Genomic DNA, 16,121 nt, shown 5'->3' on the forward strand with positions numbered 1-16,121 from the left:
CTTTTACGTACTATAGGAACGCAAACGTGCTATAGGTACGTCGACGTACCTATATATTTATAAAGGAGTTAAAGGAAATGAAACAGTACAACAACAGACTGGAAGTCGTTTTAGAGGTAATTGGTGGAAAGTGGAAGGCTCATATTTTATATCACTTAACAAGGGGACCTATTCGAACAGGAGAATTAAAACGATTAGTAACGGGGATTTCACAAAAAATGCTCACGGTACAATTAAAAGAGCTTGAAAGAGACGGCTTGATCACCAGAAGAACATACGATCAAGTGCCGCCAAGAGTTGAATATGCCCTGACTGAATATGGTGAATCATTAAAAGAAGTTTTAAAAGTCCTATGTAATTGGGGCGGAGACTATCTGAAGCATCGTTATCCGAATGGTGAAGTGTCCGTAAAAAATCAGGATGACATTATTTGATGAACCTAACTGGTGTAACAGAAAGAGGAGCCGCATCCGCAGCTCCTTTTTTGGTCCACCGACGGTCCCTGAGTTTATGATATCCATTTCAGGCCGATCGCGGACACAAGAACTAGGCTGATGAATAAGATGCGTATCCACTCCTTCGGTTCTCCGAAAGCGAACATCCCCAGAATCGTACTCCCCACTGTCCCAATACCTGTCCATACGGCGTAGGCTGTGCCCATGGAAATCCGCGTCATTGCGAACATCAACAACGAAAAGCTGGCTGTGAACGCTACGACCAAAAGCAACCAAGATCCCCAACCGCTGCGCTTCGCAACATGTTTGATCGCAAGAACCCCAAGCACTTCACACAGACCGGCGGTCAACAGCGCCATCCACTCCATTTTTATTCCCCCTCTTATTGCTTTCCTCACTCTGGGTCACCAGCTTGAGCCCGATCACACCTGCCAAAAGCGTCGCAATGAACACGAGCTTAAGCGGATGGACCGGCTCATTGAGGAGGAGGATTTCCGTCATCACGGTTCCCCCTGTACCCAGTCCTGTAAAAACCGCGTAAACCGTGCCGACGGGTAGTTTTTTCGCCGCGTCGATCAGAACCTTGAAGCTGTACAAAATCGCCGCGATGGTAATAATCCATTCGCACCACGTGGTTGCATGCTTCAACCCATATACCCATACCACCTCGAAAATTCCAGCTAGCAGCAGAAACATCCACTCTTTTTGCAAGCCTTTCTTCCCCCTGTTGTTGTCGATTTCTTACCAACAGTGTAAATCAGCCATCGCATAACGTATAATGATTGATATCGATGTATACATCATTTTTTTTGATACCTTGTGCGAAGGGATGGAAATGCAGATGGAATTAACGGATCTTAAAGTGTTTTTGGCCGTTGCGGCGGAAGGCAGCGTATCCGGGGCAGCAACAAAACTGGAATACGTCCAATCGAATGTGACGACCCGGATTCGCAAGTTGGAAGCGGAGCTTGGCGTTCCGCTGTTTCACCGTCATCCCAAAGGGGTGAAGTTGACCGATAAAGGAACCGTCTTCCGGGATTACGCGCTCTCCATCGTAAATTTAGCCGATGAATCGGTGAAAGTGGTGCAAGAAAAGTCCTACCCGAGCGGCCACCTCGCGATCGGGATGATAGAGACAGTCACCTGCGGAAATTTTATGAACACACTGTCCGAGTTTCAAAACCGCTATCCGGATGTGTCTCTCTCCATTGTAACCGGCGTATCGCAGGAGCTTGCGTCCATGGTGCTGAATCATCAACTGGACGGGGCCTTCATAACAGGTGATGTAGAGTCACCTATGTTGACAACTGAGTACGTCATACAGGATGAACTGGTCTTGCTGAGCAAAGAAGCGGGGACCGATCCTTTCGATATGAATAAGGTGAAATGGGCGGTTCATCCAAAGGGATGTCCATACCGCAAAGCGTTGGAAGCATGGCTCACGAGTAGAGAGATTCCTTTTGAAAACATTATTGAAATCAGCTCGCTAGAAACGCTCCTGAGCTGTGTCAAATCCGGGCTGGCGGCGACGCTGCTTCCGGCGACCATACTTTCGGGAGAATATCAAACCCTGGCGGCTCATCCCATTTCAGAGGAGTACGGCATGGCGACCAAAAGACTCGTACGCCGTAAGGACCGCTTCTCCAGCAAGGCCTTTGCCGCTTTTGCCGAGATGATCAATCAAAGAGGGCTGTAGGGACGGAATCTTCGCGATCCCGTCATTCCCACTATAGCCTTCAGATATTTACTTAAATATCAATCCATTTTTCTTGGAATGTAGAAGCAGAACCTCCCACCTGAACAGATATAACATCACCTAAGTGAACAGATACATTTACAGTAATTTCTGAGGAGCTGTTCATTGTATACCCTTGTTCAAAATCAAAGGTTCTTTCTCTGCTTTTTTTCTTGTCATTATATTTTACTAAGTAACAAGCTAAAGCAGCATTTGATGTACCAGTAGCACTTTCTTCAGGAATATCGTATAAAGGTGCAAAGTTCCTACAATGAGCTGTGGAATCATGTAGGGTTTCTAGTGTAAATAAATGATACCCCGTTACATTATATTTTTTACTTATTTTAGTGATGTCTTCCATATCAGGGTCTATTTCTAATAAGTCTTTAAGACTTTTTACAGGTACAATGATGTCGCGTAAGCCTGTAGAAACAATTTGGATAGGCATATTAGGCATTAATTGGTCCTCATTTATACGTAATGATCCTATTATCTCTTTAGAAGGAAGTATTTCTAAAAAACTCGGGAGGTTTTGCTGTAAGAAAATCATCTGATTGTCATAAATTTGTACATGTAGTACCCCCGCTTTTGTTTCCGTGGTATAAATTCCTGGATGTACGATTCTGCTTTGAGCTAGTAAGGAAAAAGTTGCAACCGTGGCATGCCCACATACATCTACTTCTTCATTCGGTGTAAAATACCTAATTTTATAATCGGAATTTATAGAAGGGAATATAAAAGCAGTCTCTGAAAAACCTAATGTACTTGCGATAACTTGCATATCTTTCTCTGTGAGATCTTTTGTATCTAGAACTACTCCCGCAGGGTTTCCCCCTTCTCCGTTTTTAGTGAAAGCAGATATAACGTATACTTTAGTTCTCAATGCATTTTCCTTCTTTCGTAATTTTTACATTGATTATTTCCTATGTTACAAAGTTTTGGATAGCATTTCGTCAGAAATATTATTAATAATATGAACACTTTGCTTATTTAGCGTCTGAAAAAGGCAGCCTTTAAAGCTGCCTCAGATAAAAGTAAAAACTCACTTAATTATTGGTGGCTGTATTCCATGTAACCAGTCTAAAATAAATGGGGCTTGATGAGGGTTTAGGTTACTTGGCATATCCTTTTTATGTATGAATTGAAGTCGTGTACTTTCCTCATTTCCTTGAACTGTACCTTCGTATTTCGTCACGTGAAAAATGATCTGTACACTAAAAACTTTGTCTCCATTTGCATATTGAGCAAAGCCATTCTTTCCGGAGTATATTCCAAACAACTTTATTTGACTAATTTGAAGATTCGTTTCCTCTAAAACTTCCCTTCTAACAGTCTCTTCGAATGTTTCCCCAATTTCCAGAAGGCCACCAGGAAGACCCCAAATATCTCTTTTTTGTTGTAGTAGAATTCGTCCAGAGTCGTCTTCAATTATTGCCCCACAGCCAACGGTTAATAGAGTTTCATGACCAATGTATTTTCTCATTGTTCCTATATAGTCATTCAAAACAACTTTACCTCCCAAGTACTTTTTCCAAGCTGAATTCGTCATACTAAGCTGAACTCCTTGTTAGAATAACCTTGATCATGTTACTCGTTAATACTTGTTGATTTTTATCGATAATATTGCCTTTTGTCCTTTTCTTTTACTGATACTCTTAGTTTCCAAAGTTCTTGAGCCAATTGAAAAGCTTCTTTATCATTTCCTTTTTCAATGGCTATTCCCCTTGCTTTTAATAGAGCATTCGCAGCAGGAGATAGGTCAGGAGAATCCACAACCCATAACTTAAAATCATGTTGAAATGGATCGGTATCGCTCCAAACATAATCATGTTTTCTAAATGCAGCACCTACTGTGCTTTTAGTAAGCTCTTGCTTAGAACGAAATAGTTCTTTTTCATCATTACCTAAAAACACCAATTGCTTTTTATCCATAAATACAAGGGAGATATCTTTCTTTTTGAAAAGAATTTCATCATCTCTAAGTTTACAGGTAACTTTATCATCGTATACAGACGTTTCTAAGCTTTCATGAAAAGAGAGTAGAGTCAAGGCAATGCCCGCAATCAAGCCAAGGATCATTGTAACAATGCCTACCCATGCTCCACTATAGGATGCAATGAGCTTTAAGGGCCCCTGGAAAGGTATCCAAGGCAAAGAACTGCCCCATTTAGCAATACTCGGAAGAAACCAGCCGAACACTAAGCCGATAAGAGGGAAACCAAGCCACAAGATAACCTTGTCCGTTTTTGAAAAATTTAATAATGTATGATTCTCACTCATTTAAAGTCTCCTTTTTTAGATAATACACTTGTAATGGTTTCTCTCCATACAGCTGAAACATCAAGTTCAATGCCAATCATCGGATAATTTGATAAGTTATCAAGTGTTAACGCTAATACACATGCTTTTTCACGTAAGCCTTTTGAATCAGTGTGACCAAATTCTTCACCTTTTTGTAGTAGTCTTAAAAAACCGTCAATAAAGCCTTCTTGTACGCCCTTAATTTTTAATCTGTACTCTTTATTATGGGAAGATTCTCGGTTTCCATATAAAAGAAACTCATTTAATACCTGTACAACAAGCATTTGTGTATCTGTAGTCTCTTCACCCAACAATTGCAAGCCGTCACTAATCATCTTCTCTACAAAATTATTTTTCGTATACTCATTAATCTGAAAATATTTTTCAAAACTATATCCTTCTAAAATCCAAGCGAATACAGCGTCTACTAGTTGTTCTTTCGAAGAGTAATAATAATAGATGGATGGCTTCTGTATGCCTACAGAATGAGCAATCATGGAAAGTGAAGCTTTTTCAATTCCATACTGTCCGATCAACCATGTGGTCGTTTCAAGAATTTTTTGTCGTGTTGCTTCGCTTTTATTCATTTCATCACCATTTTCTACCTAACGTTAGTTAGATAATATCGCCTGCTTTCGCTGATTGTCAAGATGATTCATTAGGGGATTTGCCTATCCCCTATGTGTGGTTGTTTTATTCGCTTCCCAACATAAAAAGAAGCCGAGAGAATACGGAATAACTCCCTGCATTCTTCTCGGCTTTTCGCCTTACTGCCTATCCGTTTTCACCACAAACTCAATGCTTCCGAGGCCACCCCATTTAGCGCTTACGACATCCCCTTCCCGTAGCTGGTGGGAACCGGTAATGCCCCCGGACAAAATCAAATCTCCCTTGTGCAGCTTGCGTCCTTCGCGAGCCAGCATGTTCGCCAGCATCGCGACCGAGTGCGCTGGATGACCGAGAACTGCCGCACCAGCCCCCAAGTCTTTGAGCTCGCCATTGATCGAAAGAGTAACACCTACCAAATCGAGTTCAAGTTCATCAGGCTTTCTCCACGTCGATCCGATAAACACACGGGAAGACGAAGCATTGTCGGCAATGACATCAGGCAAGGTAAACTGGAACTGCGCATACCTGCTGTCGATAATCTCCAGTGCGGGAACTACATAGTCAGTGGATGTCAGGACATGAGCCTCAGTGATGCCGGGACCTTCCAAATCCTCACTCAAAACAAAGGCGATTTCCGCTTCCACCTTGGGATGAATCAATTCATTGATCAGCAGAATGCCGTCCTCGATATTCATATAGTCAAAAATGTAGCCCCGAATCGGTTCATGCACATTCATCTGCTTCATTTTTGCCTGACTGGTCAAACCCATTTTAGAGGCAAAGATTCGATGTCCCTGCTCAAGCTTGAGGGAGACCAGTTCATTTTGAATACGATATCCATCTTCCACTTTCAGCTCAGGGTATTCAGCTGTCAGTTTCACGACCTCTTCCCTATTCAACTCCGCATCCACCAGTTTCTGAGCCAACCTTTTGTACAATAGCTCCGATTGCACGCTGATCACCCCCTATCTGATTTTGGTAGAGCTATTCAATTGGGCAATTTCCGCTGCGACATCCACGATCATGTCTTCTTGTCCCCCCACGGCCTTTCGTCTTCCCAGCTCGATCAAAATGTCCCGGGAGTCGATGCCGAACTTCCTGGCTGCACGCTCGGCATGAAGCCGGAAGCTGGAATAGACACCCGCGTATCCGAGAACGAGAGCGTCTCTGGTAATTTCTTGTGGTACTTGAAGAATCGGCGATACGATTTCCTCTGCCAGGTCCATCATTTTGTACAGATCGACGCCCGTCTGAATGCCCATTCGATCCAGTACAGCAAGGAGAACCTCGGTTTGTGTATTGCCCGCACCTGCACCCAAGCACCGAACACTGCTGTCAATCCAGGTGGCACCCTCTTGAATGGCGACGAGTGTATTGGCCATGGCTAAAGACAAATTGTTGTGTGCATGGAAGCCGATGGGAATATTCAGACATTGCTTCAATGCCCGGACTCGTTCCCCTGCTTGATCAGGCAGCAGAGCGCCAGCAGAATCGACGATGTACACGACATCGGCTCCATAGCTTTGCATGAGTCCAGCTTGCTCTGCCAGTTTTTCCGGAGCAGCCATATGCGACATCATCAAAAAGCCAACTGTTGTCAAGCCAAGCTCTTTCGCCCGATAAATATGCTGAGCGGAGACGTCCGCTTCGGTCGCATGTGTGGCGATTCGTGCCATGCCTACGCCTAGCCCTGCTGCCGTATTCAAATCTTTGATCGTGCCGATTCCCGGCAGCAAGAGCACGCCCACTTTCGCTTGTTTACAAACGGAAACGGCAGCCTCGATCAGCTCCAGTTCATGGGTCCTGGACAGCCCATATTGCAGGGACGATCCGGCCAATCCATCTCCATGGGAGACTTCGATATGCGGTACGTTCGCTTCATCTAATCCTCGCGCTACCTCGACTACTTGCTCCACAGTAAACTGGTGATTGATCGCATGGCTCCCATCTCGAAGCGCTACCTCGGTGAGCACAATATCACGACTCATATGCGGTTCCTCCTTTCATCCGTGGCTATATACCCGTGCCGGTGCCGACAGCATGCTTGGCATATTCCTCTGCTACTTTCACCGCTGACGCCGTCATGATATCCAGATTGCCTGAATACGTAGGGAGGTAGTCACCCGCGCCTTCCACTTCCAAAAAAACGGTGATTTTGTTTTCATCAAAGATCGGTTCTGAGCGCAGATGGTAACCAGGAACGAAAGATTGAATATAGGCAACGGTCTGGTGAATAGCCTTCACGATCTCCTGTCGGTCCGCCTCTTCCTCCACTATTGCATAGACCGTATCTCTCATCAGGATCGGCGGCTCCGCCGGATTCAGGATGATGATCGCCTTGCCTTTCTTCGCTCCGCCGATCGCTTCGATACCACGTGCGGTCGTCTCCGTAAATTCGTCGATGTTGGAACGTGTGCCAGGACCCGCGCTTTTGCTGGAAATAGTGGCCACGATCTCTGCGTAGCTGACCGGACTCACACTCCCTATTGCATGAACGATCGGAATAGTAGCCTGGCCGCCGCATGTGATCAGGTTAATGTTCTTTTCATTCAAATGCGCACCGAGATTCACAGATGGTACTACATAGGGGCCTACAGCAGCAGGCGTCAGATCGATGGCGAGCTTTCCTGCCTCCTTGAGCGCCTTGGCATGACCAATATGTGCTTTGGCAGAAGTAGCGTCAAAGACGATATCCGCAAGATCCGCATCGCTTTCCAAAAACGGTTTCAATCCGTCGTTAAATACGTAGTATCCAGCTGCTTTTGCTCTACGCAGACCATCCGAATCAGGATCGATTCCAATCATGGACGTCAGTTCAAGAACTGGCGACCTTCCTAGCTTGATCATCAGGTCTGTCCCGATGTTCCCCGAGCCCAGTATTGCTACTTTTACTTTCTTCATGCATGCACTCCTTTCCTATTTTTTATCTGCCAAACCTGACTCCTACTGAACCAAGTCCAGCAATCCGTGTGTGAAATACATCGCCAGGCTTAGCTTCAACCGCTGCTGATAACGCACCAGACAAGATGATTTCTCCTGCTTTGAGTGTAATCCCTAATTCATACAGCTTGTTCGCCAACCACGCCACACAGGATGCGGGATTGCCCAATGCGGCGGCACCCACACCGGTATTGACCAGCTCCTGATTTTTATAAAACGCCATTCCTACTAGGGGAAGATCCAGATCTTGCGGTTTCACGGGATGCCCACCCAGCACATAGAAGCCCGAAGAGGCATTGTCCGCAACTGTATCTTCTAGTTTGATTTGCCAGTTGGCTATCCGGCTGTCCACGATTTCTAAAGCAGGCACTACATATTCCGTTGCCATCATGACGTCATAGATGGTTACAGGCCCTTCCAGATCGCGCTTCAGCAGGAAGGCAATTTCTGCTTCTACCTTTGGCGAAAGGACATACTCGAAAGGTAGTTCTCCGTTGTTTTCCACGACCATGTCGTCCAATAGATGTCCATAGTCTGGCTGATCCACGCCAAGTAGTGTCTGCATGGCACGAGAGGTCAGGCCGATTTTCTTCCCTGTAATCCTCGCGCCATCTTTCACTTTTCGCTCAATCGTCTTCAACTGAACGTGATATGCCTCTATCTCGCTGAATTGCGGATCCAGTAAAGTGAGTGGCGCTACTCCCACCCCTTCACGACTCGCCGCCGCTAAATGATCGGCGAATCGCGTGATCTTTTCTTTGTCCACACGGGTCCCTCCCTGATTTGCTGTCCTTGTCCTTCTCGCTATAATTTCATGGTGACTGTCTTGACCTCGGAGTAGAATTCGAAGCTGTGACGCCCGCCTTCGCGGCCAATCCCGCTGTCCTTGGCACCGCCAAACGGAGTTCGCAAGTCACGGACATACCAGCAATTGATCCATAAAAGACCTGACTTCACTCGATCAGCCACGCGATGCGCGCGCCGCAGGTCGTTGGTCCAAACCACTCCTGCCAAGCCGTAAGCCGAATCATTGGCGATCCGAATAGCGTCCTCTTCTGTACGGAATGGAATGATCACGATGACAGGACCGAAAATTTCTTCCTGGGCCACCCTCATTTTGTTGTCTACATCATAGAGAACGGTTGGCTCTAGGAAATTGCCGTCACCCAGCCCGCTGATCCGTTTTCCGCCGTAACCGAGCTTGGCTCCTTCTTCCAGTCCGAGCTGAATGTAGTGCTCCACCGACTCCATGTGACTGCGGGACACCAATGCTCCCATATCCGTGTCTGGTTCCAGAGGATTTCCCACCTTGATCCTTTGAACAGCCGCCACAAATTTGTCCAGAAACTGATCATATACGCTTTCTTGTACCAATAAACGCGATCCCGCCAGACAAATCTCACCCTGGTTGCGGAATATTGCCTCGATCGACCCTATTACCGCTTCATCAAGATCGGCATCTTCAAATACGATATTGGCTGATTTGCCTCCCAATTCGAGCGATACCGGAATCAATTGCGAAGCGGCATTTTGCATGACGGTCTTGCCGGTGTTAGATTCTCCCACAAAAGATATCCGGCGCACATGGGGATGCGTCGTCATCGCAGCCCCGACAGTCCCGCCTGGACCAGTGATGATGTTGAGCACGCCAGGAGGAAGACCTGCTTCATTGGCAATCTCTCCGAGCATCACCGCAGAGAGAGGCGTGTACGAGGCTGGCTTTACAACGACGGTATTTCCTGCCGCTAAAGCCGCCGATGCTTTCCAGGTCATCTGCATGAAGGGCAGATTCCATGGAATGATCAGACTTGTCACACCTGCCGGAGCATATTTGACGTAGGACATAAAATGACGCATTTCATAATGCTCATGAACCATGTACTTGGCCATTTCGGCAAAGAATCGCAAATTGGCCGCCGCTCTCGGAATATCAAAGCCCCGGCTTTCTTTGATCGGCTTGCCGACATCGAGCGTCTCCACCAAAGCCAGTTCGTCCACGCGTTCCATCACCAGGTCAGCCATTTTGCAGAGAATCTTGGCGCGCTCATCTACAGACATCTCACTCCAAACGCCTGACTCAAACGTACGCTGCGCCACGTCGATCGCCTTTTTTACATCCTGCTCACTTGCATTAGCTACAGAAGCCAGCTTGAGATTTGTCGCTGGGTTGATCGTATCAAAGGTTTCACCGGAAACAGCGTCCACGTAATCTCCGTCTATGAATAGCTTGGCGTCTTTTCGTACCCGGTTTTCCTTGGCAGTCTGACTCATGGGAATCCTCCTAATTCGCGATTTCCAAGATCATCTCTACTTCTACGGCGTTATTTAGCGGGAGCTGGGCCATCCCTACAGCGGACCGCCCATGCCTGCCTTTCTCGCCGAATAGTTCCACCAACAAATCGGATGCCCCATTCATGACTTTAGGCTGATCTATGAAAGCTGGATCGCTGTTAACGAATCCGAGTATTTTGACTACTCGTTTGACTCTCCCCAGTTCCCCTAGCTCATGTTTGGCAACAGCTAGCAGATTGAGCATGCACTGCCTGGCAGCTAGGTAGCCTTCCTCTATCGTGACATCCTGTCCCAGCTTCCCGCGATATTCGTTTGTCCCTTGGCCTGCCAGAAAGAGGAGATTGCCCGCTTGGACACAACCGACATAATTACCGGCCGGCTGTCTCGGTACTGGCAGGTCAAGGCCCATTGCCTGTAGACGTTGTTCCGGCGTTTCAGTCTGATGCTTCACAGTCCGTTCATCTCCTTTATGTTCAGGAAGCGTAGCGCGTTTTCACCCAGTAACGCCCGCTTCTGCCCGTCCGTTAGCTCCAAAGTATGATCGATGACATCCCCGGGAGGTATTTCACGAAGCAGGAAGGGATAATCCGAGCCCATCATGATTCTATCTTCGCCTAAGCGCTTCATCATGTATGAGATGTTCAATGGGTCGTACGTCAAGGAATCAAAGTAGAATTGTTTCGCGTACACACTAGGTGGTTGATCGGTCAGACGCAAATGCGGCCATACCTTCCAGCCTTGGTCCAGTCTGGGAAGGATATAAGGAAAAGAGCCGCCGCCATGGGCAAAGCAGATTTTCAGGCGCGGAAACTTCTCGATCACGCCTCCCAAGATAAGACTTGCTGCGGCAAGCGCTGTCTCGCTTGGCATCCCGACGGTGTACATCAGGTTGTGCCGCGGCATCCGTTCTCTGCCCAGCGTCTCCCATGGATGTACGAAGAGTGGCACATCCCATGTCTGACACATTTCAAAAAAAGGAATCAGTCCCGGATCGTCCAGATTGTTGCCATTTACGTTAGTACCGATTTCGATTCCTCTCAGGCCAAGCTCGTGCATGCAGCGATCCATTTCCCGGATGGCTACCTCGGTGTCTTGCAAGGGAACAGTACCCAATCCGATGAAATGATTCGGATGCTGGTTAACCGTCTCTGCGATAAAATCATTTTGAATCCGCGCCATCACTTCCGCTTCGGCTGCCGGGGCCCAGTAGGAAAACGTAACCGGAATGGGTGACAGCACCTGCATATCCACGCCTTCTCGCTGCATGTCATGAATCCGTTTTTGGGGATCCCACACCTGATTCGTTACTTCGCGAAATACTTTTCCCCCGACCATGATATTTGCCCCGCATGTGCAAGTGCGGTGCAGAACTGGCCAGCGCTCACCATGAAATCGCTCAGCCAGGTTGGGAACATCCTCTGGAATAATGTGGGTATGGAAGTCTACTCGCATTTCCACTCACTCGCTTCCGGAGACATGACGTGCCCGCATTTTTGGCATGTCCGCAGCTCCAGATTGCTGTTGAATCCTTCGATCGCCTCTTTTACCTGCACCTCTATGTTGGTCAGTTGAATCCGTACGCGATGCATTTCGTGGTCGCAGTTTTCGCAGAACCAAGCAAAGTCCTCCAGTTCTCCCTCAGATCTGTTGCGCTCAATCACGAGTCCGATCGTATCCGCGATCCGGTGTGGGGAATGAGGAACATTCGCAGGAAGAAGGAACATTTCGCCTTCTCTGACCGTAATGATCTCACGCTTCCCATCCTGGTTCATGATCTCAACAAAGCAATCACCCTTGAGCTGGTAAAAGACTTCCTCGGATGGATCAATGTGAAAATCCCGCCGTTTATTCGGCCCTCCCACTACCATGACCATTAGTTCTGCATCTTTCCAAATCACCTTGTTATTCACCGGTGGCTTGAGCTGATCGATGTGATCCTCGATAAACTTCCACAAATGGATAGGTGCCAATGTATGCATGTTCTATTCCCTCCTTTGTTTTTTTAACTCCTAACGATTATGTGAGATCGTTTCTCCTGCTGGTTTCAATGCCTTTTGCATATGAACCAGCTCTCGTGCCAATTCGTTGATTCTGCGCAAAACATCTTCGTCTGAAATTTCGTTTTGTGAGTTGAAATGATCGGCGTGTACATACACCGATCCTGGTGCTACGTAAGCGCGAAAGAAGCCCGCAATTGGTTTCAGCTGGTTTTCGATCACGAGGTAATGCTGATACGTCCCACCATTTGCCACGAAGCCCATTACTTTATGTCGAAGAACCTGAGGCTGAATATGATCAAACAAATTTTTCAGCGCCCCTGTCATCGAGCCTTGGAAAATAGGTGTACCAATCAGATAAAAGTCAGCGGATGATACCTTGTCGATCACCTTTTTTGTATCATCCGTGTATGTCGCCGGATCTCGTCCATCACACAGAGACATCCGGTGCTCGCGCAGGTCGAGTAGCTCCACTTCGATTTCCGGTGCCGTTTTTTTCACTTCATCCAGTACGCTTTGCACGACGATGCTTGTTTTCGCCCCAATTACTGTGCCTGCTATGCCCAGTAGTTTCATGGTTTTCCCTTCCCTTTCGTCTGGACTTGTTTAAAGAACTTGTTCCCTCTGCGATGCCGATTTGGCAGCAAAAACACTGAGCGCGTCATCGACCATCGTACATGCATGAGACTTCTTATAATTGTTGTAAAAAATCGCTAATTTGCGCACCGGATCACCGGTATAGTATCGCTCGTATTGCAGCAAACGCTGTCCGAAGGCTTCCCCGCACAGGTCCCAAGCGAGCTTAAACAGGCGAACCCGATCTGTACCGGAAATACCGTCACGTCCCGCATAATACTTTTCCATGTCCGCCGCAAGCTCGGAATGCTCCATGTCACTGTCTGTCGGGGACATGAGCAAACCGCCTGCTCCAATAATTTGGATGACTTCAATCGCCCGTGGGTACAGCTTCGGAAGCAGTCCGCGAATGGTTTCGAGCTGTACGTAACCCGGCATGAGCTCGCCCGACGGCAAGGTCTCGTATTCCAGTTCAGCTGTCCTCAGGAGGGCTCTGACGGATTCCAGCGATTGCGCTAGCTCCCCGAGAATGTTTTGGACATTCGGATAGACGTCTACCCCGATGGAGTCTGCCAGCCGCATGGCAACTTCCGTAGCAAATTGGAGCTTCAACAGTCCTCTCACCCCTGTCTGATGCGCCGGCTGCTGTCCGATGCCTGTCTTTGGATAGAGCAGGTTGGCTGCTTCTACATTGTTGTACAGGAATAATCGCTCCCAAGGCACGAGTACATCATTGAAGACGAGAACAGCATCCATTTCCTCGAAGCGCGATGCCAAAGGATGGTCATAGACCGAACGATTTCCATCTTGCATGGGCTCCCTGCAAATGATGCGCAAGCCAGGCGTGTCAATTGGAATGGCAAATGCCAGGGCATAACGCTCATCGCCAGGCTTGAACCCAGGGAACGAATAAATGATGACTTCGTCCGTGATCGGTGCCAGTGTCGCGAGCATTTTCGCTCCTCTGACAATCAGTCCTTCCGGCGTCTCCTCTACTGCCCCCAAATGGGTGTACACATCGTTTTGTTCGTGCGAGGACTTGCTGCGGTCATTTTGCGGATTGATAATCGCATGCGTTAAAAATAGGTCTTGGTCGCGAACATACTTGTAATAATTCTTCACGTTTTCCGCCCACTGCGGATTGTACTTTTCCAAGAAAGACGCATTGCTGTATAGCGACGTCAAGACGATATTGAGAAAATCCGGTGTTCTTCCCATCAAACCAAAAGTGGCTTCCGCATAAGCTTCGTATATGGCTCGTTTCGCCTGCAATTCCTCAGGGGTCTTTGCAACGAGAAAGGCGTTGTTCACACGCTCACCAGTCTCCTGACAAATATGGGTAATCTTCTCTTGATACTTCTCGTCATGCTGCATGTCATACAGTTTCGCTATTTCATGAATCGGCTGTCGAAAAACAGCTTCCTCACATACCTTTGTCACCTTTCTTCCTTGCAGCCAAATCTCCGGTTGCCGTGATTTCAAGCCCCGAATGTATTGGTCACCTGTGCGGATCCCCACCACAATTCCTCCCTGTTGGTTTTGGTTGGTTGAGTCGATTTTGTTCTTAAACCGCATTATAGTGTCTGGCTTTTCTGAAAAATGTAACCCGCTTAACATCACGGCTGAAAAATATAAAAGGCCGCTCACCTGATTCGTGGGCAACGGAGGATATGTAAACGAATTAACATCCATTCTGTTTTTCTTTCGACTGCTCGTCATTTTCACGTTGAAATAATTGGTAAAGAGCTTTTTATTTTCATATAATCAAAAGTGATAAGTTCAGAAAATTAAGACTTAACATTGAGTGGATGATTGGAAGAGGCAAGATCATTGATGAGGAAAGGAGCGGTGATGATGGTATCTCCTTTTGAAACGGATTTGAAATGGGAAACCCTTTTAGCATACGGCACCCGTCAATTTGTGAAAGGAAAAACAGCTATCTATAAGCAAGAGACGATGGGAGAAGGTTTTTATTATCTACATAAGGGATTAGTCAAGATTGTGACCTCTACCTTCAAGGGGAAAGATCGCCTGGTGAACATCGTAGTCCCTGGTCAAATCATGGGACTTCAAACCATGGATCAACAACCTCATTTCACCACGGCTATTGCTGTAAAGAATGCAGTCGTCTACCATTTCTCCTGTTCGCAATTCCTCGAAATGCTGAAGGTACGCCCTGAACTCTTGTCTCTTTTCACCCAAACCATCAATCAAAAAATGCGGATTCTTCTAACTGCCATCAACATGAAGGCACTGACTTCAGAAGAGCAAATCGCTCGTCTCCTGCTCAACATTTGCGAAGACTTTAAAAACCACGAGGTTCCCCTCACTCAACAAGAGCTAGCTGAATGTGCTGGCCTCACCCGTATCACTGTCTACAAGATCCTGAAGGCATGGAAGGAACAAGGCATCATTGAAATCAATAACCGATCCTTTGTCGTCAAACGCCCAGATATGCTGAAGCCTCCACAACTCACAGCAACTCCCTTCCCTTCTATCGAGAAGCGCCGTAACATCCATTAAGTGTGAAAGGTGGTCACAATGGCCTGTCTCCGCTATCAGTGGACCCCGTACCTCATGTATGGCAAGAAGATCGAAATGGGAAAACATACAACGATCTACCATCAAGGCGATGTGGGAACTGGATTTTATTATCTAGACAAAGGGAGCGTAAAGATCACTCTCTTATCTGAGAACGGGCATGAGCGGACTATCGATTACATTCCCACAGGTGGGTTGTTCGGGGAGCACGGCGCCTATAACGGCTCATACCTGACATCAGCCATAACCACTTCTCCTTCCGTCATTTACTTTTTCTCCGACGAGGTCTTATCGCGCATATGCCAAGACTACCCACAGTCGGCAGTGATCTTCACCAATTCACAAATCTATAAGCTCCGTCTCCTAGCTGAAATCATCGCATTCACTGACAGTCCAATTGAGCTACAGATGGCTAATTATCTGCTCAAACTGATAGCTGTGCACGGAACTAATCATATCCCTATCGATCAGACGTCTTTTGCACGCTATATTGATACGTCTCGCATTACGGTGAACAAGACTTTGCAGAAATGGCGACAGCAAGGCTTGATTGAGCTATCTGAGCGGAGTGCCATTCGAGTTGTGGATGTAGAGGGACTGCGTGGGATTTATTCTCGCATCCAATGTAAATAGGGCGAAGCCTAATCAGGCTCGCCCCTCCGCATTGAAAATAAC

The 16,121-nt window shown here is 47.0% G+C and carries 20 protein-coding genes; 4 read left to right on the plus strand and 16 right to left on the minus strand.

Annotated features, from left to right (window positions below; genetic code table 11):
• The first annotated feature begins 77 nt into the window (after positions 1 to 77).
• Positions 78 to 434: a winged helix-turn-helix transcriptional regulator gene (locus HPY28_RS00450; RefSeq protein ID WP_173621884.1), complete on the plus strand. Its 357-nt coding sequence runs from the start codon at positions 78 to 80 to the stop codon at positions 432 to 434.
• Positions 435 to 508: 74 nt separating this feature from the next.
• Here the strand turns inward: HPY28_RS00450 and HPY28_RS00455 are convergent, their stop codons facing one another.
• Both HPY28_RS00455 and HPY28_RS00460 read right to left on the minus strand, forming a co-directional pair.
• Positions 509 to 823 (minus strand): DMT family transporter, encoded by a 315-nt coding sequence (locus tag HPY28_RS00455; protein WP_174229846.1) that lies wholly within the window; start codon positions 821 to 823, stop codon positions 509 to 511.
• Positions 786 to 1,166: a DMT family transporter gene (locus tag HPY28_RS00460; RefSeq protein WP_305819837.1), complete on the minus strand. Its 381-nt coding sequence runs from the start codon at positions 1,164 to 1,166 to the stop codon at positions 786 to 788. Before HPY28_RS00460 ends, HPY28_RS00455 begins: the two co-directional genes overlap by 38 nt.
• 130 nt (positions 1,167 to 1,296) lie before the next feature.
• On the opposite strand from HPY28_RS00460, the gene HPY28_RS00465 reads away from it, so the two are divergent.
• Entirely contained in the window at positions 1,297 to 2,151 is an 855-nt protein-coding gene (locus HPY28_RS00465; protein ID WP_174224502.1) for a LysR family transcriptional regulator, read from the plus strand.
• A gap of 52 nt (positions 2,152 to 2,203) precedes the next feature.
• Here the strand turns inward: HPY28_RS00465 and HPY28_RS00470 are convergent, their stop codons facing one another.
• From HPY28_RS00470 to HPY28_RS00535, 14 genes are all read right to left on the minus strand, one after another.
• Positions 2,204 to 3,073: a PhzF family phenazine biosynthesis protein gene (locus HPY28_RS00470; protein WP_174229847.1), complete on the minus strand. Its 870-nt coding sequence runs from the start codon at positions 3,071 to 3,073 to the stop codon at positions 2,204 to 2,206.
• Positions 3,074 to 3,232: 159 nt separating this feature from the next.
• Positions 3,233 to 3,739, minus strand: coding sequence for an NUDIX hydrolase (locus tag HPY28_RS00475; protein ID WP_017248587.1), 507 nt, complete (start codon positions 3,737 to 3,739; stop codon positions 3,233 to 3,235).
• Positions 3,740 to 3,801: 62 nt separating this feature from the next.
• The gene (locus tag HPY28_RS00480; protein WP_174229848.1) at positions 3,802 to 4,470 is read right to left on the minus strand and encodes a YqeB family protein; all 669 of its coding nucleotides are present in this window, start codon (positions 4,468 to 4,470) and stop codon (positions 3,802 to 3,804) included.
• Entirely contained in the window at positions 4,467 to 5,078 is a 612-nt protein-coding gene (locus HPY28_RS00485; protein ID WP_174229849.1) for a TetR/AcrR family transcriptional regulator, read from the minus strand. The genes HPY28_RS00480 and HPY28_RS00485 overlap by 4 nt, the downstream gene beginning before the upstream one ends.
• Positions 5,079 to 5,258: 180 nt before the next feature.
• On the minus strand, positions 5,259 to 6,053 hold the full coding sequence (locus tag HPY28_RS00490; RefSeq protein ID WP_174229850.1) for a 2-keto-4-pentenoate hydratase: 795 nt from the start codon (positions 6,051 to 6,053) through the stop codon (positions 5,259 to 5,261).
• A 12-nt stretch (positions 6,054 to 6,065) separates the two neighbouring features.
• The gene (dmpG, locus tag HPY28_RS00495; protein WP_174229851.1) at positions 6,066 to 7,088 is read right to left on the minus strand and encodes a 4-hydroxy-2-oxovalerate aldolase; all 1,023 of its coding nucleotides are present in this window, start codon (positions 7,086 to 7,088) and stop codon (positions 6,066 to 6,068) included.
• Positions 7,089 to 7,113: 25 nt separating this feature from the next.
• Entirely contained in the window at positions 7,114 to 8,001 is an 888-nt protein-coding gene (locus HPY28_RS00500) for an acetaldehyde dehydrogenase (acetylating) (RefSeq protein WP_174229852.1), read from the minus strand.
• Positions 8,002 to 8,023: 22 nt separating this feature from the next.
• Positions 8,024 to 8,806 carry a 2-keto-4-pentenoate hydratase gene (locus HPY28_RS00505; protein ID WP_174229853.1) on the minus strand — a complete coding sequence of 261 codons (783 nt, stop codon included), beginning with the start codon at positions 8,804 to 8,806 and terminating at the stop codon, positions 8,024 to 8,026.
• Between the two features lie 38 nt (positions 8,807 to 8,844).
• A complete protein-coding gene (locus HPY28_RS00510; RefSeq protein ID WP_174229854.1) occupies positions 8,845 to 10,311 on the minus strand; it encodes an aldehyde dehydrogenase in 1,467 nt (488 codons plus the stop codon).
• A gap of 10 nt (positions 10,312 to 10,321) precedes the next feature.
• On the minus strand, positions 10,322 to 10,783 hold the full coding sequence (locus HPY28_RS00515) for a RidA family protein (RefSeq protein ID WP_174229855.1): 462 nt from the start codon (positions 10,781 to 10,783) through the stop codon (positions 10,322 to 10,324).
• Positions 10,780 to 11,784: an amidohydrolase family protein gene (locus HPY28_RS00520; protein ID WP_174230156.1), complete on the minus strand. Its 1,005-nt coding sequence runs from the start codon at positions 11,782 to 11,784 to the stop codon at positions 10,780 to 10,782. Before HPY28_RS00520 ends, HPY28_RS00515 begins: the two co-directional genes overlap by 4 nt.
• The gene (locus HPY28_RS00525) at positions 11,775 to 12,311 is read right to left on the minus strand and encodes a 3-hydroxyanthranilate 3,4-dioxygenase (protein WP_174224511.1); all 537 of its coding nucleotides are present in this window, start codon (positions 12,309 to 12,311) and stop codon (positions 11,775 to 11,777) included. Before HPY28_RS00525 ends, HPY28_RS00520 begins: the two co-directional genes overlap by 10 nt.
• Positions 12,312 to 12,341: 30 nt before the next feature.
• Complete coding sequence (locus HPY28_RS00530; protein WP_069844956.1) at positions 12,342 to 12,905, minus strand: NADPH-dependent FMN reductase; 564 nt, start codon at positions 12,903 to 12,905, stop codon at positions 12,342 to 12,344.
• 30 nt (positions 12,906 to 12,935) lie between these two features.
• On the minus strand, positions 12,936 to 14,423 hold the full coding sequence (locus tag HPY28_RS00535; RefSeq protein ID WP_174229856.1) for a 4-hydroxyphenylacetate 3-hydroxylase family protein: 1,488 nt from the start codon (positions 14,421 to 14,423) through the stop codon (positions 12,936 to 12,938).
• A gap of 336 nt (positions 14,424 to 14,759) precedes the next feature.
• Here HPY28_RS00535 and HPY28_RS00540 point away from each other — a divergent pair, with 336 nt between their 5' ends.
• Together HPY28_RS00540 and HPY28_RS00545 are read left to right on the plus strand one after the other, a co-directional pair.
• Entirely contained in the window at positions 14,760 to 15,428 is a 669-nt protein-coding gene (locus tag HPY28_RS00540) for a Crp/Fnr family transcriptional regulator (protein WP_174230157.1), read from the plus strand.
• An 18-nt stretch (positions 15,429 to 15,446) separates the two neighbouring features.
• On the plus strand, positions 15,447 to 16,079 hold the full coding sequence (locus HPY28_RS00545; protein ID WP_017248573.1) for a Crp/Fnr family transcriptional regulator: 633 nt from the start codon (positions 15,447 to 15,449) through the stop codon (positions 16,077 to 16,079).
• The last annotated feature ends 42 nt before the right edge of the window (positions 16,080 to 16,121 follow it).

Origin of the sequence: Brevibacillus sp. HB1.2 (assembly GCF_013332495.1) — a bacterium.
In the GTDB taxonomy this organism is placed as follows: Bacteria; Bacillota; Bacilli; order Brevibacillales; family Brevibacillaceae; genus Brevibacillus; species Brevibacillus porteri.